Source organism: Synechococcus sp. RC10B2 (assembly GCF_047502635.1).
The window spans coordinates 1-24933 of record NZ_JANSHO010000018.1; the positions used below are offsets into that span (position 1 = coordinate 1).

The 24933-nt window shown below is 61.2% G+C and carries 23 protein-coding genes, 1 tRNA gene and 1 pseudogene; 9 read left to right on the forward strand and 16 right to left on the reverse strand.

Going from position 1 to position 24933, the window contains the following annotated elements:
• Positions 1–48 precede the first annotated feature (48 nt).
• The 7 genes from grpE to NW855_RS02945 all read right to left on the reverse strand — a co-directional run bounded on the left by grpE (position 49) and on the right by NW855_RS02945 (position 9624).
• Positions 49–786, reverse strand: a complete 738-nt coding sequence (grpE, locus tag NW855_RS02915) for a nucleotide exchange factor GrpE (protein ID WP_228375447.1) — start codon at positions 784–786, stop codon at positions 49–51.
• A gap of 152 nt (positions 787–938) precedes the next feature.
• Entirely contained in the window at positions 939–2600 is a 1662-nt protein-coding gene (locus NW855_RS02920) for a bifunctional metallophosphatase/5'-nucleotidase (protein WP_414402863.1), read from the reverse strand.
• A gap of 63 nt (positions 2601–2663) precedes the next feature.
• On the reverse strand, positions 2664–3884 hold the full coding sequence (locus tag NW855_RS02925) for a DUF445 domain-containing protein (protein ID WP_011429856.1): 1221 nt from the start codon (positions 3882–3884) through the stop codon (positions 2664–2666).
• A 63-nt stretch (positions 3885–3947) separates the two neighbouring features.
• Positions 3948–4892 carry a hypothetical protein gene (locus tag NW855_RS02930; protein WP_168173639.1) on the reverse strand — a complete coding sequence of 315 codons (945 nt, stop codon included), beginning with the start codon at positions 4890–4892 and terminating at the stop codon, positions 3948–3950.
• A 130-nt stretch (positions 4893–5022) separates the two neighbouring features.
• Positions 5023–6546 carry an S-layer homology domain-containing protein gene (locus NW855_RS02935; protein ID WP_414508324.1) on the reverse strand — a complete coding sequence of 508 codons (1524 nt, stop codon included), beginning with the start codon at positions 6544–6546 and terminating at the stop codon, positions 5023–5025.
• A gap of 150 nt (positions 6547–6696) precedes the next feature.
• Entirely contained in the window at positions 6697–7737 is a 1041-nt protein-coding gene (locus NW855_RS02940; protein ID WP_011429859.1) for an NADP(H)-dependent aldo-keto reductase, read from the reverse strand.
• 81 nt (positions 7738–7818) lie between these two features.
• Positions 7819–9624 (reverse strand): hypothetical protein, encoded by a 1806-nt coding sequence (locus NW855_RS02945; RefSeq protein WP_414402861.1) that lies wholly within the window; start codon positions 9622–9624, stop codon positions 7819–7821.
• 371 nt (positions 9625–9995) lie between these two features.
• Here NW855_RS02945 and NW855_RS02950 point away from each other — a divergent pair, with 371 nt between their 5' ends.
• Positions 9996–11120 carry a PP2C family protein-serine/threonine phosphatase gene (locus NW855_RS02950; RefSeq protein ID WP_011429861.1) on the forward strand — a complete coding sequence of 375 codons (1125 nt, stop codon included), beginning with the start codon at positions 9996–9998 and terminating at the stop codon, positions 11118–11120.
• 11 nt (positions 11121–11131) lie between these two features.
• Here the strand turns inward: NW855_RS02950 and NW855_RS02955 are convergent, their stop codons facing one another.
• Positions 11132–11266 (reverse strand): BolA/IbaG family iron-sulfur metabolism protein, encoded by a 135-nt coding sequence (locus NW855_RS02955; protein ID WP_240527876.1) that lies wholly within the window; start codon positions 11264–11266, stop codon positions 11132–11134.
• On the opposite strand from NW855_RS02955, the gene NW855_RS02960 reads away from it, so the two are divergent.
• Entirely contained in the window at positions 11204–11416 is a 213-nt protein-coding gene (locus tag NW855_RS02960; protein ID WP_240527422.1) for a hypothetical protein, read from the forward strand. The two genes, NW855_RS02955 and NW855_RS02960, sit on opposite strands and share 63 nt — an antisense overlap.
• A 58-nt stretch (positions 11417–11474) precedes the next feature.
• Here NW855_RS02960 and NW855_RS02965 read toward each other — a convergent pair.
• The 5 genes and pseudogenes from NW855_RS02965 to NW855_RS02985 all read right to left on the reverse strand — a co-directional run bounded on the left by NW855_RS02965 (position 11475) and on the right by NW855_RS02985 (position 15105).
• Positions 11475–11548 (reverse strand) — tRNA-Met (locus NW855_RS02965).
• Positions 11549–11596: 48 nt separating this feature from the next.
• A pseudogene (locus tag NW855_RS02970) lies at positions 11597–11722 on the reverse strand (hypothetical protein); the annotation flags it as partial.
• Positions 11723–11737: 15 nt separating this feature from the next.
• Positions 11738–12931: an RNA-guided endonuclease InsQ/TnpB family protein gene (locus NW855_RS02975; protein ID WP_414508325.1), complete on the reverse strand. Its 1194-nt coding sequence runs from the start codon at positions 12929–12931 to the stop codon at positions 11738–11740.
• A gap of 70 nt (positions 12932–13001) precedes the next feature.
• Entirely contained in the window at positions 13002–13898 is an 897-nt protein-coding gene (locus NW855_RS02980) for an XdhC family protein (protein ID WP_414508326.1), read from the reverse strand.
• Between the two features lie 55 nt (positions 13899–13953).
• Positions 13954–15105: a serine hydrolase domain-containing protein gene (locus NW855_RS02985; protein ID WP_414402633.1), complete on the reverse strand. Its 1152-nt coding sequence runs from the start codon at positions 15103–15105 to the stop codon at positions 13954–13956.
• Between the two features lie 124 nt (positions 15106–15229).
• Here NW855_RS02985 and NW855_RS02990 point away from each other — a divergent pair, with 124 nt between their 5' ends.
• Together NW855_RS02990 and NW855_RS02995 are read left to right on the forward strand one after the other, a co-directional pair.
• Positions 15230–16192 carry a LysR family transcriptional regulator gene (locus NW855_RS02990; RefSeq protein ID WP_414387804.1) on the forward strand — a complete coding sequence of 321 codons (963 nt, stop codon included), beginning with the start codon at positions 15230–15232 and terminating at the stop codon, positions 16190–16192.
• 108 nt (positions 16193–16300) lie between these two features.
• Positions 16301–17332 carry an anthranilate phosphoribosyltransferase family protein gene (locus NW855_RS02995; protein WP_414402632.1) on the forward strand — a complete coding sequence of 344 codons (1032 nt, stop codon included), beginning with the start codon at positions 16301–16303 and terminating at the stop codon, positions 17330–17332.
• A gap of 102 nt (positions 17333–17434) precedes the next feature.
• Here the strand turns inward: NW855_RS02995 and NW855_RS03000 are convergent, their stop codons facing one another.
• Both NW855_RS03000 and NW855_RS03005 read right to left on the reverse strand, forming a co-directional pair.
• On the reverse strand, positions 17435–18718 hold the full coding sequence (locus NW855_RS03000) for a DUF4912 domain-containing protein (RefSeq protein ID WP_099812268.1): 1284 nt from the start codon (positions 18716–18718) through the stop codon (positions 17435–17437).
• Positions 18719–18921: 203 nt separating this feature from the next.
• Positions 18922–19161: a hypothetical protein gene (locus NW855_RS03005; RefSeq protein WP_011429871.1), complete on the reverse strand. Its 240-nt coding sequence runs from the start codon at positions 19159–19161 to the stop codon at positions 18922–18924.
• Between the two features lie 34 nt (positions 19162–19195).
• Between NW855_RS03005 and NW855_RS03010 the strand changes: the two genes are divergently transcribed.
• From NW855_RS03010 to NW855_RS03025, 4 genes are all read left to right on the forward strand, one after another.
• The gene (locus NW855_RS03010) at positions 19196–19969 is read left to right on the forward strand and encodes a hypothetical protein (RefSeq protein ID WP_228375449.1); all 774 of its coding nucleotides are present in this window, start codon (positions 19196–19198) and stop codon (positions 19967–19969) included.
• A gap of 112 nt (positions 19970–20081) precedes the next feature.
• Positions 20082–21200, forward strand: coding sequence for a glycosyltransferase family 9 protein (locus NW855_RS03015; protein ID WP_414402631.1), 1119 nt, complete (start codon positions 20082–20084; stop codon positions 21198–21200).
• 249 nt (positions 21201–21449) lie between these two features.
• On the forward strand, positions 21450–21701 hold the full coding sequence (locus tag NW855_RS03020; protein ID WP_414402630.1) for a hypothetical protein: 252 nt from the start codon (positions 21450–21452) through the stop codon (positions 21699–21701).
• Positions 21662–22387, forward strand: coding sequence for a DMT family transporter (locus tag NW855_RS03025; RefSeq protein ID WP_414402629.1), 726 nt, complete (start codon positions 21662–21664; stop codon positions 22385–22387). Before NW855_RS03020 ends, NW855_RS03025 begins: the two co-directional genes overlap by 40 nt.
• A 20-nt stretch (positions 22388–22407) precedes the next feature.
• Here the strand turns inward: NW855_RS03025 and NW855_RS03030 are convergent, their stop codons facing one another.
• Complete coding sequence (locus tag NW855_RS03030) at positions 22408–23529, reverse strand: iron-containing alcohol dehydrogenase family protein (protein WP_414402628.1); 1122 nt, start codon at positions 23527–23529, stop codon at positions 22408–22410.
• Positions 23530–23815: 286 nt separating this feature from the next.
• Here NW855_RS03030 and pilM point away from each other — a divergent pair, with 286 nt between their 5' ends.
• The gene (gene pilM / locus NW855_RS03035) at positions 23816–24898 is read left to right on the forward strand and encodes a type IV pilus biogenesis protein PilM (RefSeq protein WP_240530483.1); all 1083 of its coding nucleotides are present in this window, start codon (positions 23816–23818) and stop codon (positions 24896–24898) included.
• The last annotated feature ends 35 nt before the right edge of the window (positions 24899–24933 follow it).

Here is a 24933-nt window from a genome sequence, read left to right on the forward strand (position 1 = left end):
TCACTGGGAAGCCCGCACTCTATGCGTCAGCATGAGTGCGGGAGTACGTCACGAATGTTGGGGGTTTTGGGGAGAGGCAGGCGTGCTTTCCGGCTCGGGTTTGGGGGTGGCTGGGTCTGAGGGAGACGGTTCAGAGGTTGGGCTGCCCGACGAGACAGCCACCATGGCGTGGCGAATCACCAAGTCCCCCAGCTTGTAGCCCGGTTGATATTCGACGGCCACCACATCTTCGGGGTACTCGCTGCTGGGCTGGCGGGCTATGGCCTCGTGCAGGTTAGGATCGAAGGGCTGGCCTACCGATTTCATGCGGGATACGCCCATCTTTTTCAAGCATTCCACCAGCAAGCGATAGACGCTTTGGTAGCTGTTGTGCACCTCCCGCTCGCGGTCGGTCTCCAGCTTTAACTGCTGCTGCGCCCGCTCAAAGCTATCCACCACAGGCAGGATCTCCAGCACAAATTTCTGCCGTTCTTTTTGGCTGAACTCCTCTTTTTCCCGCTGGGTACGCCGTCGGTAGTTCTCAAAATCGGCATAGAGGCGGATGTAGGACTCTTCCTTCTCTTTCAGTTGCTGGCGCGTTATTTCCAACTCCTGCTGGAGCTGCTTTAAGGTTTCGCTGAGATCCTGAGAAGCCTCAGCGCTGGCTTCGCCAGAGGAGGTGCTGGCTTCCGCTTCACGGTCTTCCAAAATCAGCTTCTCCAGCTCTGCTTCTACGTCGATTTCCTCTTCCTGGAGTTCAGGATAGGCATCTTCTGTGGGCATCGGTTGCTTTTCTTCAGCAGTCATGGGTTATGTCGACAAGCGTGATTAAGGAGCAGTAACGTCGGGTGCCGACAGTTTGGCAGTCTCAAAACCAGCGTCGCAATCAGCCAAACTGGGCTCTGTGCTGATCGTATTCTACCGACTCCTCTGCCAGCCAGTTGAGATCCCTAGTTGTTCTAGCCTACCAGCAGGCTGTCCTGGAGCTGGCCCAAGCTCTGGGAAAAGTAGATCTCGGCCAAGTTGGGAATGAGGTGCCAGTTGTGGCGGTAGATGGGCTGGATGGGGGAATGGGTGTGAATGTGGCGGGCGAGAAAGTCGCGGATGCTGTCGGCGGAGATCCAGAGGGTTTGGGCTTCTTGGAACATACTGTAGCCCCCCCCACCGCCGGCGCGGTAGTGGTTGATGGCCAGGCGAAAGGTCTGATCCGGCTGCACCGGCTGGCCGCGAAATTGTAGGGTCACCAAGCGCTCGCCTACAGGGCGGGTGAGATCGAAGCAGTAGTCGATGCCGTGGTAGAGGTCGAAGGTGTAGCCGCGGGCTTCGGGGGCGACGACAGAGGCGGGATCTGCCGGGAGATGCTCGGGATCCAACTGGCGAAAATAGCCAGCGGTCTGCTCGAGGGCGCGTCGCAAGATGTCGCCGGTGATCTCCAAGACGCAGAGGGTGTTGTCGTAAACGGTGAGGCTGTAGGCGTCTTGCAGAAAGATGGGGCCCGCTGCCAGGCCGGCACTGCTGCAGATGTTGACCAGGGAGAGCTCCGCCGAAAGGCCGGCCTCCCGTACCGCCTGCAGTTGGGCCTGATGGAGCAGCTCTGCTAGGGGGTTGGCCCCAAAACGGGCTGCCAGCCCGCCGCGATAGGCACAACGGGCCTGCCCAATGGGCTGGCGGATGTAGCGCAAGGTGGCCTGGTGGTAGGGCTCTGTCAGGGCCAGGAGTTCGGGATCGGCAGGGATCCCTTCCGCAGCCAGCAACTGGGCAGTTTTCCCGACAACTTGCCAGCGTCCGCCGTGGCGCTCCAGCTCCAAAGACACGTGGGAAAGGTGGCTGCCCCAGTAGCCGGGCTGCACCACCAGGGCCTTGGCCCCCCCCAGGCCGGCAATGGTCTGATGGGTGTGGCCGGAGAGGATGACGTCGATGCCCTCGAGCTCGGCCAGGGCCAGCAGCTCGTTTTCCCCCACCAAGCTTTTGTTGCTGGCCCAGCCGCGGCGATCCGGGCTGCGCCAGCCCTCAGGGCTGCGCAGGGGAGGCAGTTGGCTGGAACCGCTGTGCAGGATCAGCACCAACACGTCCACCTGGGGCCGTAGCAGCGACAGGTAGTGCTGGGCAGTTTCCAGCAGGGGGGCAAAGCGCAGCCCCGCAATGTAGTCGGGCCGCTCCCAGGTGTCGATGCGGGGGGTGGTCAGCCCCAGCAGGCCGACGCGGATCCCGGCCTCTTCTCGGATGAGGTAAGGGCGAAACAGCGGATCCCCGTTGTGGCGGAGAATATTGGCGCACAGGGTGGGACAGCGGAGATCGGCGGTGAAATCCTGCAGCACCTGCAGCCCAAAGTTAAAGTCGTGGTTGCCGGGGGTAAAGGCGTCGTAGCCGAGGGCGTTGAGGGCGTGGGCCATGGGATGGGGGGAGACCCGCTCCACCTGGGCATAGTAGGTGCCCAAGGGGGATCCCTGGATCGTGTCGCCGCTGTCGATGAGCAACACTGGATCCTCGCTGGCTGCTCGCACACGCTTGATCAGGGTGGCCAGCTTGGCCAAGCCATGTTCTGCAGGGATCCCGGCAAAGTAGTTCCAGGGATGCAGGTTGGCGTGGAGATCGGAAGTGTGGAGAATTGTTAACCGCATTCCAATATCATAACTGAAGCAAAAGCCGCAATCCAAGCTCCCGTTTTCTGGGGAAGGGGGCCGTCACCTCAGCAAAAACAGCACCTGCACGCAGCCCACCAAAAAACCCAACAGCCCCCCCAAGTTGACGATGGCCTGCAGTTCCTGGCGCACAATTTGCTGAATGGCCTGCTCCAGCTCAGCAGGGGAGGTGGCGTTGACTTTGTCGGCAATCACCTGATCTAAGTTCAACACGGGGATCACCTGCATCATCAGCGATTCCAGATCCCGCTCTAGGTAGCGCTCCAGGATCAAAGCCAGGTCGGCGCTGATCTGATCGATGGAGGCGATCAGCGCCTTGGAGTTGCGCAGGCGACCCAACACCAGGCTGGCCACTTTTTCCCAATCGATGCTCTCCCCCAGCCCCTTGATAACCTCTGGCCCTTGGCTGCGCAGGTAATCTTGGATCCCATCGCGCAGGGCACGGCGCAACTGACGTACGGCGGAAACCGGCAGGTTTTGCAGGGAGAGGTTCTGCAGGATCTCGGTCAGGCGGCGGGGGGCGTTGATGTCTTTGAGCAGATCTTCCAAGATGGCCTCTGCCCCTTCCGGCTCCTCCAGGCAATAGGTGCGCAGGCGCAGCAGGGCGTTTTTGAGGCCAAACAAGTTGGCCACCAGCCAGTAGGAGCCGGTGGCCCGCTCGCGAAATTCTTCATCCAAAGCTTCGATGTTGCGATCGGTGAGAAAATCCACCAGGTTCTGCCGCAACACCTTGGGGGGCAGCGCCTGCTTCAGGATCCACTCCGAAAGCTGCCGGGCTTGCTCGGCGTTGAGGCGCAGCTCTAGCAGCACCTGGTCGAACAGTTGGTTAATCGGCCCCTCCAAAAAAGTCTCCTGGCGGGCGAGCACCTTCACCAGGCGGGGCAACGACTCGTTGAACAGATCGGCCAAGATGCGCGCCAGCACCTGAGCGGTTTGCTGCTGTTGCTCGGGGTTTTGCAGCCGATCCAGCGCCACCCCCAGCAGCCAGCGGATCCCTGCCTGCATGCGCTCAGTTCGCAGCAGCTTGCGGGCCAGATTGTGCAGCTCCTCTGGCGTGAGCAGGGATCCCATGATGGTCTTGGCAATCTGCTTGGCCAGGCGGGGCTGGTTCTGCGGGATCAGGCCGGGCGTGAAGGGGATGCGCCAGCCGAAAATCCGATAGGCCCGGTAGGGCCGGAAGAGCATCTTGATGGCGATGTCGTTGGTGAAATAGCCGATCACCAGCCCGGCCAGGGGGGGCACGACGTAGATCCAAAGGGCCATGGAGCAAACTTGGGGGGATCTTCTCTACTCTACCGACCCGCTCCTGCTCGCTTCTTGTCAAGGCTATTGGATGATCAGGCTCTCGCTCAGTTCCAGTTCCACCAGGGTGTTGGGCTGCAGCGTCACCACCCGGTCGATGTTGGTACTACCTGCAGCAGCACCCGCCAGGCCGCCGGCCAGGATGGGCAAAAAGCCCCATCCCCCTGTGAGCACCCCCAAGGCCAACCCGCCCGCCGCCCCATAGCCCGCCCCACGGGCGACGGTGGTGCCCACATCGGCGTTGCGATCCAACCCAACCGGGAGCAGTGCAGACTGGCCTCTAATGAGATAGGTAGAAGGGCCGATGGTGAGGCGGTTGGCCACAAAGCGGTTGCCGAGGATCTGTTTCCGCAGGTCGGCATTGTCTTCGCCACGACTGAGGGGATCCCTGGGCCTGTAAACCGGCTCAAAGGTGCCCCACACCACACTCCCTGGCGGGATCACCACCTGGCCAAAGCGATCCAGCACTGGCTCGGAGACTTCCAGGTTGGCGCTGATGGCCTGGTAGGGCTGGAAGGTGATGGGTCGGTAGACCGTAAGAGGAATACGGGTGCCGGCAGGCAGCTCGCCCCGCGCGGCCCCAGCCAGGTTCCCCCCTGGGCTGAGGTCGGGCCGCCGTTGATAGGAGTAGGCTTCGCCTGGCGGAGCTGGTCCACCTGGGGCCGCTTGAACGGGCACCACCGGAATTGGGGCCGGGCTCGGATCCCCCGGTGGGGGGAGGGGATCCCCCGTAAGGGGCATTTGCGGCACCTGAGGCACAGGCGGCAGGGCTTGCGGAGCCGTGGAGCCGGGCGGGTTGCTGAGCAGAGGCAGGGTAGGGACGGGATTTGGCTGAGGGGCTTGGGGCGTGAACTCGAACTGCTGGGCAGTGATGGGAGCGACCGCCGCAGCCCACAACACCCCACTCACCAGCCACCCAAAGCCAACCCTTTGCCACGACGGCAAAAACGGCTGCAACGCTGAGCTCATGGATCCCGTCCAGTCACAACTGGCAGTAGCTTAGCATCCTGACCAGCTCGTGCCCACTAGATGTAGTATCTAGGGGCAACCCATTGGCCTTTAAAACACCACTAAAGCCTGTTCATGGGATCCCTCTTGCCTAAGAAGGGCTGGGAGAGGGAGAAGGCAAAGGCTCCACTACAGGCTCTGGGGTGGGGGTAGGCGTTGCTGTTGCGGTCGGAGTCGCTTCCGGTGTGGGCGTGGGTGTGGGAGTCGGCGTGGGTGTTGGAGTGGGTGTGGGCTGGGCGGCCTGCACCTGGAAAGACCACTGCTGGATGGCGGTGTTGCCGCTGGTATCGCCAATTTGGACGGCAATCAAGGTCGGTCGATCGGTGGGCAGCGGCTCGGCTGGGGTGTAGGCGAAGCCGGTGCGGCTGAGCTGAGCTTGGGCGGTAACGTCCACGTTGTTCACCAGCAGGGTAAAGCTATTGAGGTCGATTCCCTGGTCATCTTGAAAGCGAGCGGAGATGGATGGGCGCGGGTTGTCGGTCACCGCTCCGTTGGGCGGCGCCAGGTCGCTGATGGTGGGGAAGGTGGTGTCGGTCACCCGACCGATGCTGATGGTTTTGTCCGGCAATCGCACCAGGGTCACCAGCCCATTCCCCTCCAGACGGGCAAATACTGGCGCTTCCGAGGCCCGGTCTTGGCTGCGGAAGGTGTAGCTGCCCTCGTATTGGCCGGGGCGGGTTTCCTGCAGGGGCAGGTTGTAGGCAATGCCGGGAATGGAGAAAGACGCCTGCGCCCCTGGCGATCCCAGCAAATACACCGTCAAGGTATCTCCCGGCTTGACGGATCCCAGCTCCTCGCGGGCAAAGAAAGTTCTCACCTCTGGGGCGGCGGGCAGCGTTTCCACCAGCGGCTCCACGGGGATATCCGGCGTGGCCAGGGGCTCAGGCGTGGGGGGGACCTGAGCCAGAAGCTCGGTGCGGATCCCTGGCCCGGGGATGGCAGCTCCCACAGGCGGGTCTAGGCTGGGCACCCGGCCCACCTTGGCCAGCGCTTGGTAGGTGAGAGCCGCCACTTCCCCCCGCGTGGCCACCGCCTGGGCATTCAGTCGGGTGGGATCAGGGTAGAGCACCAACAGACCTTCTTGAACTGCTGTCGCGATGGGGGCGCGGGCAAAATTGGGAACCAAATTGGCATCGGTAAAGCCGGACAGAATGGCTTCAATTTGACCGGGATCCTCGAGGAGCCTGCCGTTGGTGGCGGCGCGGGTCAGAACGGTGATGGCCTGGGCGCGGGTGAGGACATCGTTGGGACGGAAGGTGCCGTCGGGAAAGCCGGAAACTAACCCCGCTGCTGCCGCCGCGCCGATGGAGGGAGCTGCCCAACTGGGAATGGGATCGGCAAAGGGGCGCACAGGGACGTTGGTATCTAGCCCAAAAGCTTTGGTGACGATAACGGCAAACTGGGCCCGCGTAATCGACTCGTTGGGGCGAAAGGTGCCGTCTGGGAAGCCGCCGATGATCTGCCGCTCATTGAGCCCGGCGATGTACTGGGCGCCCCAGTAGGTGCTGATATCGGAAAGTTGCGCCCAAACGGGATCCGCAACCAGCAACAAACTGCCCCAGCTCGCTATCACGGCTGCCGCCTTCCAACTTTGCCAAAGAGAAAACTCACGCATCCCCTACAACTCCTCGCTACCTGCTAGAAAGGCTCTAAGAAAAGACATCGGCCCAAACAATCAACAATCGAAGAAGAGCCGGATGGAGTTACCCACTCCGTAACCCTAGACGAAAAAATCTCCTGAAAAGTTCTATCGGTTTCCGAAGTTTCACGGGGCGGGATTGGGGTAGCGCTGGTGCACCGCCTCAATTTCTGCCAGGATCGCAGGCGACAGCTCCACCTCGAGGCAACTGAGGTTTTCCTTGAGCTGGGCCAGGTTGGTGGCCCCGATGATGGTGCTGGTGACAAACCAACGGCTGCGCACAAAGGCCAAAGCCAACTGGGCAGGGGTCAGGCCGTGCTGGCGGGCAATGCGCACGTAGGCAGCCACGGCCTCTTCCACATTGGGCTTGCGGTAGCGCTGGCCAAAGCCCTCGAACAGGGCCAAACGGGATCCCGGCGGCTTGGCGCCCCCCAGGTATTTGCCCGTCAGCAGCCCAAAGGCCAGGGGGCTGTAGGCCAGCAGCCCTACCTGTTCGTGGCGACAGACCTCCGCCAGCCCCATCTCAAAGGTGCGGTTGAGGAGGCTATAGGCGTTTTGAATCGAGACTACCCTGGGCAAGCCCAACTGCTCGGCCACGTGGCAGAACTCGCAGACTCCCCAAGGGGTTTCGTTGCTCAGGCCGATGTAGCGCACCAGGCCCTCCTGCACCAGTTCCGCCAGACCCTGCAGTTGCTCGGCAATGGGAACCGTGGGCCGCTCTTGAGAGGGATCGTAGGCCACGCCCCCAAACAGGGGCACATAGCGATCCGGCCAGTGGATTTGGTAGAGGTCGATGTAGTCGGTTTTCAGGCGCTTGAGGCTGCCGGCCACCGCCTGTTTGAGGTTGTTGCGGCTAATCGAGAGAGACCCGCCGCGGATCCAGTGCCAGGGCCGCCCCGGGCCGGTGATCTTGGTGGCGATGACAAGGCGCTCCCGCGGCTGGTGCTGCAGCCACTCGCCGATGTAGCGTTCTGTGGCTCCCTGGGTTTCCGCCCGCGCCGGCACCGGGTACATCTCAGCCGTATCGATGAAGTTGATCCCGTGTTCTACTGCGTAATCGAGCTGTTCCCAAGCCTCAGTCTGGGTATTCTGCTCACCAAACGTCATGGTGCCGAGGCAGATCTCCGAAACCTGCAGAGGACTGTGGCCAAGCTGGCGGTAGCGCATGGGAACTTGCCGTCTCCAACCCTAAACAGCACACCAGTCCCCATTGTGCCCAAAACTTGCCAGCCCCTGGGATCCCTGCCCCTACTCTTGCTGCAGCACAGGCATGTACTCGCGGTAGATCTGGTTTAGGATTTCCAGGCCAATGCGGGTGCGACTGTCGGGGGGACGCAGCTCGATGGCTGCCCTTACTTGCAAGATGGTGCCCACCGGATAGGGCGAGCGCAGCTCCTCCCGCTTGCCCAAAAACACATCCGTGAAGTAGTCGATCAGCCGCCGTACCTGCGCCATGTCCTTGCGGGAGATCTCCATATCCAAAACGGTGGCCAATTTGGCTCGCATGGCTTGAAAGCTCTGTTGGCTGGTGTTGAGGGCCACCCGCTTGGCCAGGCTGTCTACCACAATTTGGCTGATCTTCTCCACATTTTGAGTCACGATCTCGCGGTGGCGGCCAGCAAAGCGCAGTTGCACTTCATCTAAAAATCGTTCGCGCTCCAGGATTTGGATGCCCTGCTGCTCTAGATCCACTCCGTAGCTTTGCAACTGCTTGTACTGATTCAAAACCCATTGGTTGTAGAACGAATCGGCCAAAACCCGCCAATAGCCAATGATCGTCGCCTCGGCAAAGGGGATGCTCAGCAAATAGGCCTCGCTGGTAATCTGGTGCAAATGTTCGGTCAGCTTGTCCCGCTCTTTTTCGTCCAAGTGGGAAGTGCGGGGCACCCAGACGGCTCCGTACTCGCTTTTCACCTCCACCGGCAGGGATGTGAGGAGAGTGTCGAAAAATTGATGGAGGCTGAAAAGGAGAAACTTATTGGGATCCTGCAGGCGGTTGAGCAGCTCTTGTTTTTTCTCTTCTTGATATTGGGCTACCAGCTGCTGGGCCTCGGCGGCCTGGCTGCGCGCTGCCTCCACATCTTGCCGCAGCTTTTCGATCTCTTCTGCGCTCGGCACCTCGCCAGCAGCAGGCTCCCCCTCTCCACTGAAATAGCTGCCGCGCGGCCCTGGATCCCCAAGGCTTGCCAGCGGTTCGTCGCTGTCGTTGTCCAGCGTCAGCAGGTGAGAAAGAGCCTGCAGCCGAGCCCGTCGATTGGAAGAGTAGAGGGATCCCACTTCCACCGGATCCCGACTTTTCCAACCGTCCAGTCCACCGATGCGATAGAGCGTGTAAAAATACTTGCTGAGCAGAATTGCCAACAGATGCTTGTTTTTGACCTCGTTGTACTCCAGGTAGGCCCGCAGACACAGTTGGAAAGCGATGTTGGGCAAGCTGCGACACACCCCTATGATGTGGGAGTACACCCTTTGCAGGTGCGGCCGAAAGCGGCGTGGGATCGCCTCGGGCCGCAGGCCGCGCAACAAGAACTCCGGCTGGCGTAGATCTTGAGGGGTGAAGTAAAAACTTTCTTGCCAAAGCAGCTCGTCCAGGTCGCGGGCAAAAATCGGCTTCAACTGATCGATGATCTGCTCGACAACCGCTTCGTTAAAAACCGGTATGATTTTTTCAATACGCAGTTCCTCGTAAATAGAATGCAGCCGCTTGCTGCGAAAGTCTTCGATCGAGATCAGCCCCTTCATGGTTCCAATCCGACCGTCGCTCAGCAGGAACTTATAGACAACTTCAGCAGTGGCGCCTGGGGAGAGAACGGGAGTTCCGGTCAAGTCGGGGCAAATTTGCAGGGGGCGTAGCAAGCGGCTGGTTTCACTGATGCTAAAGCAACTCCAAGCTGCCGGGTTGAGCACCACCGACGACAGGCCGGCCAGCAATTGCTTCTCGTCCAGATCCTCCAGCCGGATTTCTCCCCTGGGAGCTTGGCGGGGTGCCGCGGCTGAAGCCGCCTGCAAATCCCGAACGGACGGAGGAGATAACGGTAGAGGAGACGCGCTCATGCAGCCAAGGCCGTTTAACCTCAAAGTTCACTCTAGACCGGCAAAGGATGGATAAGATGTGATCCGTATCTCTTTGTCCAATGGAAGTCTCTAAAGCAGAATCTGCCCAAAAACCCCCCCGCTGTTATCTATTCCCACCAGTATCTTGAAACGGTCAGCTTTTGGGTAGCGTGCAACCACGGTTTTAGGGATCCACTAAGGGATACGCAACTTTAGCTCTGGGGGATGAGGTTGCTGAGGCTTTTCCGCTAACCGCCCTCCAAGCCGGTTTTTCTGCCGCAACTCCTGGGCTAGGATAAACGGTCTGCCTACCAGTACGGGCTAGAGTTGCGTTTTAATTCGGGTTGATTCGGGATTGAGGTGCAGTGGTCATGACGGCCATTTTGATTGTGGACGACGATCCCACGATTCGGCTGGTGTTGAAGCGATCCCTGGAGCGGCAGGGCTACACCGTCGAGATGGCCAGCGGTGGCTTGGAAGGGCTGGAGAAAGCTCATCTCCTAACCCCGGGGCTGATTATCTGTGACTGGATGATGCCGGATATGGATGGGCTGGAGGTCTGCCGGCGCATCAAGGCGGATCCCAAGTTTTCCACCACCTTCTTTATTTTGCTTACCGCTCGCACCGAAGTCGAAGACCGCATCCAGGGCCTGGATGCCGGGGCAGATGAGTTCCTCAGCAAGCCCATCGATCCCAATGAATTGCGGGCGCGGGTGCGGGCTGGGCTGCGCTTGCACCAGCTCAGCTATGACCTGCAGCAGCAAACGGCCCGACTGCGGGCGGAGTTGGCCGAAGCAGCCAGCTATGTGCGTTCGCTTTTGCCCAAGCCGGCCGACTTCCCACCTCACCAAATAGCGATTGAGTGGTGCTTTTTGCCCTCCCAGGAGCTGGGGGGGGATTCGTTTAACTACCACTGGCTAGACGAGGATCACCTGGCCATCTACCTGCTAGATGTGTCAGGGCACGGGGTGGGATCCGCGTTGTTGTCGGTGTCGGTGATGAACCAGTTGCGTTCCCAGAGCCTGCCCGATACAGACCTGCGGCAGCCGGATGCGGTGTTGCGCGCCCTCAACCAATCCTTCCCAATGGGATCCCACCATGAAATGTACTTCACCCTTTGGTATGGGGTCTATCAGCCGGGATCTCGCTTGCTTTCTTTTGCCAGCGCTGGCCACCCCCCCGCTCTGTTGGTTGCGCAATCAGACCCCATCCCCCTAGAGCTGAAGACCCCCAATTTGCCCATTGGCATTTTGCCCGATCAGGACTTTGCTAGGGACGAAGTCCGGATCCCGGCCAACAGTTGTCTCTACGTGTTCAGCGACGGGGTTTACGAAGTGTCCAGCTCGGAAGGGATCTGGGGGATAGAGAACTGGAAGTCCTTCCTAAGCAAGCATGCCTGCGTTGGCCTCGATCACGTTCTGCAGCACATTCAGTCTTTCCGCGGCAAGGCCGATCTTGAGGATGATTTTTCTCTGCTCCGTATTAGCTTTGGCTAGTGCAAGCCCGCTCAAGCTGAGCCGGGGGCTGCTCTCCGAAGCTGCTCCCACTGGCTAGGGGTAAAGGTACGGAGGGCTAGGGCGTGGAGACGGCCATCCTGAAGGTAGGGCTTCAAGGCCTCGTTCACCAGCCGGTGCTGTTTGATGAGGGGGAGGCCTTGGAATTGCTCAGCTACGACGACAGCCTGAAAATGGTTGCCATCGCCAACTGTATCTTCTACCTGCACCTTGGCTCCGGGCAGGGCAGCCTGTATCAACGCCTCGATTTCCCGCGGATCCATGCACCGTCTTCCTAGCTTCGGCTCAAGACAACTTAGAGAAGCTCTCCCAATGCCTGCAGATGTTGAGTTCCTATAGCGGGGACTGGATTTGAACCAGTGACCTTCGGGTTATGAGCCCGACGAGCTACCAGGCTGCTCTACCCCGCGGCGCTTTTCTAGCCTAGCTTGTCCTCCGGCTAACCGGCAAGCCTACGCCTAAGTTTCGCCCTTTTGTGTGGGTATTGTCTTCGAGGATCCCCGTCGCACCTGGATGAGCTGGGCGGTGATGCTGATGGCAATCTCGGCGGGGGTTTCGGCGTGGATCTCCAGGCCAATGGGGGCAAAGAGCCGAGTAAACTACCCGGCCCTGACTGCTTCGCAGTACAGGGCGGGCTTTCGGTAGCCCTGCAGTTGGCAAGCCAACCACGGGCCTCTAGGCTGGTTTACGACAGCCCCAAGCTTGGCAATCATGTTGGCCCCATTCCAGTCCGCATCCCCTTCCCATCCACAGTGCCCACACTTGAACTGCTTCCCACTGCGATAGGATTGCGCAGGGTCGGGATGGATGTGCAAACACCGGTGGCAGGTCTGCGACGTGTAGGCAGGCGGAACAAGAATCAGAGCAACCCCCGCACGCAGAGCCTTGTACTCCAAAAATTGACGGAGTTGATAAAACGCCCAACTGTTGGCCCTGCGCCGTTCGGCTTTGCTGCGTGGCTGTTGATTGACCCTTTCCCGAATCCCTGTCAAGTCTTCCAGAGCAAGAGCGCTGTTTGTGGCTTTTGCCCTAGAGACAATAGCTTTGGAGATGCGATGATTGACCCACGTTTGAAAGCGTCTTTCCTTGCCAGACAGCCGTTGCAACAGTTCTCTGCATCTGCGCCGCGAACTGCGTGTGCCCTTACTGGCTTTACGTTGGAGTGCCGCCCTCAGCTTGGAGTAGTGGTCGCGGACTCGGTTCAACTGCTGTCCATTCCAATTGTCCCCCTCTGACGTATGGGCGATATCCGTCCTGCCCAAGTCCACCCCGATCACCCTGTCGGTATCTTGTTGCTTGGGCGGGTTTTTCTCTACGCAAATCTGGATGTAGTAGGAGCCGTCTCTGCGCTTGACCAGAGTGGCCGATTTGGGATTGGAGCCCGCCAACTGTTCTCTCTGGTAACGGCCAATGGCCAGTTCAAAGCGTTCTCTCCCTTCAACCGTGGTCAGCGACACCGTCCAGTCTTTCTCGCGGAACGAAAAGATACGAGCGTCATAGGTCGCGAAGCCCCCCTTGAACGCTTTGACGGGGCGGTTTTTCTGTCGGGCAACCTTGCGGGCACCGGCCAGCCGTCTGCAGACCTGCTGAGCCAAGTTACTGGACAAGCCGAACCGGGCACGGATTTCGCGGTAGCACAGAGATTGAAGTTTAACGGCGTTGGTGACTTTCTCGGGCGTGTTTTGGTTGACCCAGTTCAACGCCTGCACAAAGGCATCCAAGGTCGCGTCCAACTTTGCGGCCTGCGACTGGGACACCTTGAGCTTACAGGAGACGGTCAGGACTTGGGTCATGGTTCTATCGTAACTTCCGCATTCCTCCCGACACTGACCCTACGGGTACAGTGCGGGGCTCCTGCGATTTCTAGCTGAAGGCGGTCTCCGGGATCCCTTCCTGGGCCAGGGTTCGCAGTACGGTTTGTACCCGCTTGCGGCTGCCGATCATCCCCAGGTAGTGGGGGGTCAGGCCGGAGTGGTAGATGGCCCGCAGGATTTGGCAATCGAGGCTGTAGCTGCGGGTCACAAGAGCGATGTAGAGCTGCGGGATCCTGTGCAGATGGGGGATAAGTTGGGCAAAGGGTTCTGAGCACAGCCGCTCGGCAACGGGAAAGCGCTGAGGGGTTACCCAGTCCGGGCGATCGTCCTGAACCCAAATGCGAAAGCCGGCCAAATGGGCGATCTGGGCCGGGGACAGGCCGCAGTGGCCCGCTCCGACGATCAGCAGGGTGGGGGAAGGGAGGAGGGGCTCGACCCAGGATCCCGCGAGGAGCTGTGGGCGGGATGGCAGGGGGGCAAAGTGCTCCGCACCGCTGTCGCTAAGGCTGAGGTAGGGGAACCCCTGAGGATGGAGGGGAGTGATCAGCCAAGCCCTTTGCCCTTGGGTCAGAGCCTGGAGGATCTGGGCCACCAACGTTTGGGCAAGGGATCCCTGCCATCGCTGTAGCCAAATGTGCATCCGTCCCCCGCAAACGCCCAGGGGAGGGCTGTTGAGGTCAAGGGAAACTTGCATCCCAGCCGGCGAGGACTCCCCATCGCCATCGCCAACGGGAACGGCAGCCTGCAAAAGGGTTTGCGCTCGGGCAATGACTTCCGCTTCGGCAGCTCCACCGCCAATGGTGCCCAACAGGGTGCCATCGGATCCCACAGCCAGTTTTGCCCCTGCCTGGCGAGGCACAGATCCCTGGGTGCGGACCACCGTGGCCACCACCAGCGGCCCGCGGGAGAGCATGTCTGCCAACTGTCGGTAAAAGGTCTCGTCCACCTCAGCCTCGGTTATGCCTACGGCACCCTAGCGGGAACGGTCAGGGACTCAATGATCAAGAAAGCCCCTCTAGGATGGCCTGATGGAAGGCAACCCGGAAAGCCTGGAATCCGTTCTCCTGCCGACCGTGGTAGACGGCGTTGGTGAGCAGCGTCACCACCAGCTCCCGCTCTGGATCGATCCACAGGGAGGTTCCGGTGAAGCCGGTGTGGCCGAAGGCGCTGGGGCTGAACGGGGAGCTGCTGGCCAAGGGATCCGGAGAGCGCAAGGCAAACCCCAAACCCCGGCGCTCGTGACAGCGGTGGGCATCCCCTTGCTGAGGCAACTGCTCGCGGGTCATTTCCCTCACCGTCTGTGGCTGCAACAGGGATCCCGTCAAAAAACTCTCTCCGAAAGCGGCTACTTCCTCTGCCGTGGCGAATAGTCCGGCATGGCCGGCGATCCCGCCCAGGCGGGCGGCATTTTCGTCGTGAACCTGCCCCTGTAGGCGGCGCTTTCGCCAAGGACACAGCTCGGTGGGGGCACAAGAGCCAGAGACAGAGGATGGGTCAAAGGGATCCCCTGGATAAAACTGAGTTTGGCTCAGGCCCAGAGGCTGCAAGATCCGGGCATGCAAGATCTGATCCAGAGGGGTTCCGCTCAGACGTTCCAAAGCCAGCCCCAGCAGGATCAATCCAAGATCGCTGTAGACTGTGCGGGATCCCGGCCTGTAGGCAAAAAAGGTGTGCAGGGCCATGTGCCGGGCCGATTCGGCATCGGGCTGTCGAAACAGGGGCCGCCAGGCGGGCAAACCGGCGGTGTGGGCCAGCAACTGTCGCACCGTCACCTGTTCTGTTGCAACAAGCTGGCCTAAGGATTCCGGTTCCACAGCAATCCATTTCCCCGGCTGCAGAGGATCTTCATAGGGGGCAATGGGGCGGGATCCCTGAAACTCCGGCAACAGGAGACTCACCGGTTGATCCAACAGCAACGCTCCGGCTTCCACCAGGGCCATGCAGGCGGTGGCGGTGTAGAGCTTGGTCAGCGAGGCCAGGTCAAAACGGGTGGCCGAGGTTGTTGGTTGGCGCCGGGTCTCAGGGTCGAGATGGCCTGCCGCCCTTGAGTAGATACACCTTCCCTTGTGGCGGATGACCACCTGGGCAGCGGGGAAAAGGTGCGGAATGGCAGAGTTGAGCAGCCCCTCCAGCAAGGCTGGATCCCAACCCATCTGCTTCTCCTCCTGGCTTGGGGATCCCCAGTCCAACAAACAACTTGTAACGGTGTTTACAAAAGCCTACCGCTTCCCCAGCTAGGATGCCACCACGGCAGGCTACATCATCAAGGGATCCCGAGTGCGGCTGGAGTTGTTGCAAGCTTTTTTGAACGTGGTGGAAACGGGCAGCTTTTTGGCCGCTGCTCGCCTCAGCGGTCTGACCCAATCGGCCATTAGCCGCCAGATCCAGGCCCTGGAAGAAGCAGTGGGCGCTCCGCTGTTGCATCGCAAAAGCCCGGTGGCCCTAACTGTGGCCGGGGAACGGCTTTTGCCCCATGCCCGTCGCATCTGTCAAGAATGGCAGCGGGCTCAGGAAAGCATTCGAGAATGGCTGCAGGGCCAGCAAACCGAGCTCTGCATTGCCGGGATCCATTCTCTGATCGCCCATCAACTGCCGCCGGTGCTGCAACAGTTTTGCCGGGAGTACCCAGAGGTGCAGTTGCGGGTTACCGCTCTGGGCAGCGACCGCGCCTTAAAGGTGCTCAGGGATGGGCTGGTGGATGTGGCCCTGGTAATGGAGAACCCCCTGATGACCCGGGGGGCAGAGCTGGTGGTGGAGCCACTGTACTCCGAGCCGATTCAAGTGTTGATGCCCGCCAACCATCCCCTCAGCCGCTACGAGCGGATCCCCTGGAAGGTGCTGGCGGAGTATCCCCAGGCTGTGTTCAAGGATGGCTATGCTATGCGCTCCTTGGTGGGATCCCATCTGGCCCGGCAGGGGCTTCCCCTCAAAGCAGCCCTGGAACTGAACACCTTGGATGCCTTTCGGGGGGTGGTGCGACAGGGGCAGCTCATTGCCCTCCTGCCGGAGTCGGCCCTGGTGGACTGCTGCGCCGATCCGGATTTGCAGGTGCGACCCACCGAGCCCCCCCTCTTGAGGCGACAGGTGGTTATGGTTACCACCAGCGATCGCTATCGGATCCCTCCCATTCGCCGGTTTTTGCAGTTGGCCGCCCAGCTGATTAGGCAGTCTGGTAATGCTGAGCCTGCTTCCGGCGCAGATCCCCATTGGCCCTCTGCTGGGCTGTTGTCGGTTTTGTAGAGACCTTTTGTAGAAATTTCTGGTCAAATACCCATATCGGTAGTTTCAAGTGTTCCGCCCTTATCTCCCCCTATCCTGAGTAGCCCAGCGCTCCCGACCGCCGATGCTATGAGCCAAGAGTTTCGCGAGCTGTTGAAAAAAATCGGCAGCGGCACCCACACCCACCAGGATCTCAGCCGGGCAGAGGCCGCCAGCGCTGCTCGAATGCTCCTGCGGGGGGAGGCCACTCCCGCCCAGATCGGGGCTTTTTTAATTGCCCACCGCATCAAGCGCCCCACTGCCGAGGAGCTGGCCGGTATGTTGGATGCCTATGCAGAAGACGGCCCTCTTCTGCCCCAACGGGATTTGCCCCATCCCTTGATCATCTTTGGCCATCCCTACGATGGCCGCTCGCGGACGGCACCGCTGGGGGTGCTGGTGGCTTTGCTGCTAGCAGCGGCAGGGTCAGCCGTTTTGCTGCATGGCTCTGGCTTCTGTCCCACCAAGTATGGGCTGCCCTTGGAAGCGGTGTGGCGGAGCTTGGGGGTGGATTGGCGAGGGCTATCCCTGGAGCGGGTGGGGCAACTGCTGGAACAAACCGGGCTGGGATTTTTGTATTTGCCCACCTGTTTTCCCCAGGCTCAGGCTCTGATGGACTACCGGGATCAAATCGGCAAGCGCCCCCCCTTGGCCACCTTGGAACTGGTCTGGACGCCCTACCAAGGCCCCTTTCACCTGGTGGCCGGCTATGTGCATCCTCCCACCGAGGCCACGATGCTGGAGCTGTTTGCCCTGCGGGAGATTCGACAATTCACCACCGTCAAAGGTCTGGAAGGCAGTTGCGACCTGCCACGGGAGCGAGCGGCCATTCTCAACCAGGGCGGCAAACGGCTGCTCTTGAAGGCCAGAGATTGCCACTTGGCAGGCCCGGAGATCCCCTTCTCCGGAGAGAAAGAGCTGCTCCGGCAGATGCAGCAGGTGCTCAGCGGGGATCCCTGTGAACTCACCCCAGCCGCTCTCTGGAATGGGGGTAGCTATCTGTGGCTCCTCGGCCACGCCCCATCCTTGCCAGAAGGGATCCAACAGGCGGAAGACCTGCTTCGCTCTGGACGGGTGATGGAGAAGCTGAAACAACTGATCCGGGTGATCGACCTCTCCTAGGGCTGGGATCCCCTGTTTCGATGACTAGAGTCAAGCTCTCCAGCCCAGGGAAAAAAGCCCCCCGGCCAGCTCCAGGGGGCGAGAAGCCGAAGGTTGGATCCTTTAGGGCAACAGCTCCTCGATAGCCTCTTCCTTGGTGTTGGTGCGGCGGGAGAGGGTGCGGCGGTCGAAGGTCATGTGGATCTCCCGGTTTTGCTCGCCGTCGGCAGCCACAGCAAAGATGGGGAAGTCGATGTTGCCATCCGGGAAAGCCATGTGGAAGCGGAAGGTGCCATCGGGGTTGAGCTGGATCTTGCGCCCGCCGATGGTGACGGTGGCATCGGGCTCCGTGGCCCCATAGACAATCAGCTCGGCATCGGCCACCAGCCAGAACTTGCGGGAGCGCCGCGGCAGGACTTCGGAAGCGCCGGAGAACAGCCCTAGTCCCGACCCGGAAGCCATCCAGGGAGCAGCAGGCACTTCGGCCATGGCCATAGCCATTCCCATCATGCCCACGCCCGACGGGATAATAAACGAGCTGATGGCCTGCTCGGGCACCAGTTGACGGCTGCCCATCTGGTGGCTGCCAAACAGGGATCCCGCCACCCGCATCGCCTCGAAGCCGCCCACCATCTCCAGGAAGGGATCCGCCGTCCTCTGCCGCTGCGGCTCGTCGCCTTTGTAGGCCACCACGCCCATGCCGGTGGCGCTGCGCTTGTAGGGCTCGGTGAGCTGGTAGAGGGTGCGGCCCTGGAGGGGCATGTCAAAGGGCACCGTCAGGAAGTGCTCTTCAAACCAGTCGGAGGGGAAGACCGGCGGCACCATCACCGCCGCCGAGCGGGCCAACATCAGCCAGCGGCCATCTGCGGTCCGGTAGCCGATCTCCACCAAATAGGAGCGGTCGCTCACCGGGATCGGCAAGTACCACTCGCGGGCCAGCTCGTCACAGGGGTACTCCTGCATGCTGTGGGCCGGCTGGCGTTCGAAATCGATATCGGTTACGTCGTAGAGGCGCAGCGCCAACTGCTGCCCTCCCTCGCGGCGCTTGCTTTCTTTGGCCTCGTTGGGCACATCCCAATAGGCGTAGGCCCACTGGGGATCCCGCGGCAGCAAAACGATGCGGCTTTCGCCATAGCCATCCGGCAAATCCCCCAGCGGCTTGTCCACATCGACCAGATCGGGATTGCTACGCCCTGGGCCGACAAACTTGGTGCCAGTCACCGCTTCTTGGCCGCTCGGCTCCGGCATTGTATCGGCGGGGCGGCCAGCTTTGGCCTGGGCCTCCCGGACAGCCTGGATGAGCTGATCCTTGGTCATGCGGCTGTACTTGGGGATCTGGTAGCGGGCAGCTTCTTCTCGCAACTGCCGGATGGTCATCTCTTCCAACGGGATCCGCTCTTGTGGCATGGTCGGGGTCTCCTGTCCTCAACAGATCGGGCTTGTGCGCACACTCCACTGGCTAACCCAAAGGCCGATCCCAGCTTGTGGCTAAGGGCAACCCCTGGCCCACTGGGGTAACAGCCTGCTTGGCGTTTTCCAACCGCTGATGACCATAGGTCGGGATCAACGGGGATCAAAGGAATGATGAACTTATGTTCACGTATTTTTGCCTATTGGTCAAGAGCTTGGGGATCGCTGGGGATCAAAGCCTCGTTTTCCCCGCCATCTCGAGTCAGGGATCCCCAAAATGGGCTTGCGGCCCGCCCTTGCCGGCGGATGGGCGGCCAAGCATCAGCCGCTGCTCTCCAGTCCAAAAGAGGACTGCGCGGGATCCCCTGCCGCACCGGCCTTGCCTGGGTAGCATGGGGGAAGGGTGAGCCGCAGGTTATCAGGCCAAGAGGTGTGGGCATGAGGTGGTGGAAAGATAGGACTCACGGTGCAGGGATGCGAGCGATCTGGGCAGCGCTGGGGATCCTGGTCTGGCCGGGGGAAGCTGTTGAAGCGCAAACCCTGTTTCCTCCCCTCTACCGCCTCCAGGGGGGATCCCCTGCCCCAGCGGTTGAGAAACAACCCCTCCCGGAAGAAACGCCTTGGCGTCCGGTCACTCCCGACCAGGTAGAAAACGTAGAGTCGGCGTTTCCTGTCGAGGACGCAGGGTCGGAAGGGCCGATTTTCGATCTGGACTTGTTGCGGCAGTTGGGCACCAGCCCCGGCGGCGGCTCTGGCTCTGGACAGGGAGACGTGATCGGGCCCGGCAGCGGCCAGAGCGGGGTGCGCGGCTCCAGCCCTGGCTCAGGGATGGGCCCAGGGGGTGGAACTGGCCTAGAGGCGGGATCCCGGCGGCGAGAGCCCCAGGTAACTGGGTTAATTGTCGATGCGCGGGGCCTGGACTTTTTGCCCAGCCAGTCGATGCGCCTTTTGGATCCCGACGGCAACCCAGTTTACCCGCCTATCAACCTTGGCCAAGACCTCAACGCCGCCTTTGTGGGCAGCGAGGGCACCGCCGCCTACACCACCTCGGAAGAGCAGGCCCGCTCGCTGGTCAACCGGATTGGAGAACGGCCCCACCGCCTTCGCGCCATGCGCACGCTGGGTTACGACCTGGTGATCTCCGCCGAAGACGCCTTCAACCTGCGCCAGATGAACGCCAGCAGCGGCTTTCTGGATCGCTTTGCCGTGGTGGTCATCTGGGATGGCAGCCAAGCCAGCCGGCCTTAAAGTCTGGCCCAGGGATCCCGGCGCTGGCCGCGAAGGGGATCTGGGGATGCTAGCCTAGCAAACGTGCTCCGCACCGCCGACGCAAACGGCTTTTTTTGGGGATCCCAACCCTATGCAACGGTTTGCCAACCAGCCTCTGCGGGAACGGCCCCACCTAGCGGTATTTTCTTCCAGCAAGGTGGGCAACTTCGTGGTCACCGTCCCCCTCTTGCGCGGCCTCAAGGAGAAATACCCCGGCTGTGTCTTGGATTTTTTCGGCAGCGAGACCACCCGCGACTTTGAGCTCCACTGTCCCTATATCGACTTCAGCTTCCCCCTCTACAGCCGCCGCCCCGATTACCTCGAGGCCCTGACGGCGGCAGTGCGGGATCGGGTGGCCCAGGCCGGGCCCTACGATCTGGCCATCAACTGCGACGAGTTCAGCGAGCTCAACCTGGTGGCGGTGACGGCCCTGCGACCCCGGTACATTGCCGGGGCCGGCTTGACCCTGGATTTTCGCCGCAAGTTGGATCCCGGCTCCGACCCGGTGCAGCGCATGCTCCAGGACGACGACTGGAACAGCCTGGCGTTTTTGCAGCGCTACAAAGATATCCTCACTAGCAACTACATCGCCGAGATCTTCTGCCGCCTGGCTTACGTAGAGACCGACTTTTTCCGCCTGGAGCTGCCCAGCCGGGATCCCGACTTTGCAGTACCGGAAGTCTTGGTGCACATCACCACCACCCGCCGTGCCAAGATGTGGCCCTTGCAGTACTGGCGCCAGGTGATCGAATGGTGCCAGGGGCAGGGCTTGCAGGTGGGGCTCATTGGCAGCGCCCCCGAGCTACAGCGATCCCTCTACCACGGCGACGGCGAAGACCAACTCCTGATCCAGACGGGGATGATCGACCTGCGGGGCAAGACCGGCCTCCTCGAGTTGGCCGGGGCCCTGAAGCGGGCGCGGGTTTGTATTTCCGTGGACGCGGGGCCGATGCACATTGCGGCGGCCGTGGGCTGCCCCACCATTGCCCTGTTTGGCAACGATGCCGACGGCGATGGAGCTAGCCCCGTGCGACTGTGGGCACCTCGCTTGCCCCATGTTTACGTTACCCAGACTCCCTATAAATGTCGGGTCTGTGCAGAAAACAAGTTCAAAAACGAAGCCTGCCTGGTGGAAGGCCACCCCTGCATGGCCCACCTCAAGCCAGAGACAGTGATTGCCTACCTCCGACAGATCCTGAAGAAGACCTAGACCTTCCAGCCCGTCTCTCCCCTCACCCCCAGCCCCTCTCCCTCTGGGAGAGGGGAGCTGTGGAGCGAGGGAACAACTTGTTCATGGCTATTTGAGATGGCCATAGCTCCCAGGGATCCCCGCCCCGCCGATCAGATGGGCCAGTGGACGGCAGGGAGTGCCCAGAAGCGCAGCCGGATCCCTAGGAGCCTGGTTAAGCTGAGAGCCCGAGGCTGAAAACTCTGTGCCTAAACCATTTGGGTGTGAGCTGTGACTTTGGGGACGGGGTATCGCCACCAGGTGGATCACCTTGCCGAGCGGAGAAACAAGAGGGCTTGGCAAGGGGTTGCCCTGAAGCTGCTGGCCACCTTCTGCTTTGCCTGCCTGGGGGCGATCATCCGCCTCAACACGCCTGCCCTGCACCCTTTTGAGATTGTGTTTTTCGCAACCTATTCGGGTTTCTTGCCCTGGTACCGCTGCTTTTGCGAGCAGGGATCCACTCGCTGCGCACCGCCAAGATGAGCTTCTACCTCCTGCGCTCGGCAATCAGCACGGTGGGGATGCTGCTTTCCTTCTGGGCGGCCAGCCTCTTGCCTTTGGCAGAGGCCACGGCGCTGAGCTTTGTCCAGCTTTTGTTTGCCGGCATGATGGCGGTCTGGGTATTGGGCGAACAGATGCGCCCCTCCCGCTGGCTGGGGTTGGGCCTGGGGTTTGTCGGGGCTTTGGTGGTGTTGAGGCCGGGCTTGCGGGAGTTCTCTTTGGGAACGGGGCTGGCCTTGGCGGCGGCAGCGCTCTTTGCCTGGGTAACCATTGTGCTCAAGATCCTCGCCCGCACCGAGTCCAGCCTCACGATCACGGCCTACATGGGCCTGTTGCAGACCCCCCTTTCCTTCTTGGCTGCTGTTTGGGTTTGGACCTGGCCTTCGCCGGAGCAGTGGCTGTGGATGGCAGCGATGGGGCTGTTGGGCAGCCTGGGCCAGGTGGCCCTCACCCAAGCCTACAAGCTGGCTGAGGTGACGATGCTGCTGCCTCTGGATTTTTCCCGCTTGCTCTGGGCCAGTCTAATCGGTTTCTGGGCATTTGCCGAGCTCCCAGATGGGTGGACCTGGCTGGGCGGAGCCCTGATCTTGGCAGGCGCCACCTCCGGGGCCTACGGCGAGGCGCGGCGGCGGGTGAGGAAAACTCAGGCCCGTACCGGCAAAGTTTAAGGTGGCAGAGGCTGGCGGGCCTAAAGCCGCAGCAAGGCGGGGCTGGAGCTGGTCAGGTCGGTGGTGGTAAGAGCCACCAGCAGGGCTTCCGGGCTGACGGGGAAGGGCAGGTGGTGGATATCGGAGCCTGGCTGGCAGGCCACCTGGGCTGCTTGCAGCAGCTCGGCGGATCCCAGGTGGCCTAGGTGCAGATCCCGCAGGTTCAGGGGCAGTCCCACCTGGCGGTAGAACGCCAGCAACTGAGTGCGGGCCGCTAGCGCCAACTGGCTTCCCTGCAGGATCTCCTCTAGGCGGAGCTGGGCCAAAATGCCAAAGGCCACTTTCTCCCCGTGCAGGGTGGCCCGGTGTCCCGGCAAATGGGTTAGGCCGTTGTGAACGGCGTGGGCGGCCACGGTGCGACACTTGGCCCCTCCCATGCCGCCGACGATCCCCGCCAGGCAAATGCAGGCATCCACCACCTGCTTCCAAGCCGTGCCACCCGGCTCCCGCAGGGCCGCCACCGATTGTTGCAAGAGCAAATCCCGCAAAACGCGGGCCTGCTGCACAGCTCCGATCACCAGGGCATCTTCCGAGGCGCCGCTGCTGACAGAAGACTCGTACCACTTGGCCAAGGCATCTCCAATCCCGGCCACCAGGGTGCGCGCCGGGGCCTGCAGGATGAGCTCATAGTCCAGAATCAAAGCGGCAGGTGCCCGATCCAAAGCCACATCCCGCTGAAAGGCACCTGTGTCAGAGTAGATGTTGGACAGGGCGCTCCAGGCGGCACAGGTGGCGGCGGAGGTGGGCACCGTCGCCACCGGGATCCCCAAGCGATGGGCCACCAACTTGGCCGTGTCTAGGGCCTTGCCGCCCCCCACCCCTACAATGCCGGTTACGGACTCTGCCGTGGCCAGGGCCTGTAGGCGAGCCAGCTCCGACTCGCTGCAGTCGACACCATAGGTGCTCCAGTAAACCTGAACGGCGGGATCCCGCCCCAGATTGCGCTTCAGGGGCAGCTCGGCCACGGCCAGGGAGCGCTCCCCCCCGATCACCAACACGCGGGATCCCAGAGCTGTCAGGGGGACAGCCTCGAGGATGCCGCTGCCGCGGTATAGCCGGCCTGGGGCCGGAATGGCCAGGTCGAATTCACAAGTTCTCAGCATTTCAAAGAGGGGCGATAGGGTCAGCCCAGTGTCCATATATTATAGATACAGACTACGATTCTAGCCGCAAGTTCTGCCTTTCCCATCTAGGGTGTAGCTACAGGCAAGCCTCGCTTGCTTGGAACGGGTTGGGATCCCTGGCAGGGGAGGGTCAGCTAGCACAAATCTTTGCCAGCAGTCAACTGCAAATGGTGGTAACCCCCAGACAAATTGGGTAGTATGCGTCTAGCAGTGGCGCAGAGGGCAGGGCGTGTTCGGCTTTCTTGGTGGCTCCAAAACTCAAACCATGCTTGGGGTAGATATCAATCCCGAGCGCCTTGCTGTTGCCCAAGTCAAGAAGCAGGGCAATGGTCGCTATCGTCTGGTTCACTACCACAGCGTGGAAATGCCAGAGGGGGCAGTGATCGAGGGGCGCATTCTTGATCCGAGCACAGTTGGCTTGACATTGGCCAACTTACTAAACGAATACAAGGTGCCCACCAGCTTGCCAGTGGCGACCGCGGTGCCGGTGCGAGAGGCGATCGTCCGTCTCATTCGCCTGCCTGCTGACCTGCCTGCCGATGAGTTGCGGCGGGTGGTTCTAGAACAGGAGGCGGAGCTCTACATCCCCTACCCCCGGGATCAGGCGGATGTGGACTACCAGCCCCTGGGCCTAGACCTTTCCCAGGATGGCATTGAGCGCATCGAGGTGCTGCTAGCAGCCATCCCCAAAGAGGTGGTGGACAATTACCTGGCCGTGCTGCAGGCGGCCAACTTGAAGGCGCGCTGTGTGGAGCTGGCCAGCTTCTCCCTCATTCGCACCATCCGTGACCAACTCATCCAGTACAGCCCCCAAGAGGCGGTGTTGCTCAGCTCCATCGGCTACGACAGCAGCGAGATCAGCATCTTGGTCAACGGCATCCCGCAGTTTACCCGCACCGTCAACATCGGCACCATTCACATGCGGCAGGTGCTAGCCCAGGCCCTGAATTTGCCGGTTAGCCGCACCGGCGACCTGTTGCGAACTCTAAGGTTACCCTTGATCAACCCCGCCGATGTTTTGGCCACGGGAGAGCAACCGGTTCCCAGTAACCCGGGCGTGGCAGCCGTGGCGCGGGTCGTTTCCGATTTGGCGGACGAGCTGAGGCGCTCCATTGATTTCTTTACCAGCGCAGAGAGTAACTCCCCTGTGGTGAAGGTATTGTTGGCTGGGCCGGGGGCGGCTATTGGCCAAATGGATGGTTTCTTGTCGCAGTCGCTGAGCCTGGCCGTAGAGTTAGCGGATCCCTTCGGCAGCATCCTGATACCGGATTCAATCGAGGTGCCCTTGGAGGAGCGACCGGCGATGGGAGTGGCCCTGGGGCTGGCCATGCGGGAAGCCAGCAAGTAGTCTTCGGGATCCGCCCAAGAGGATCCCCTAAGCGC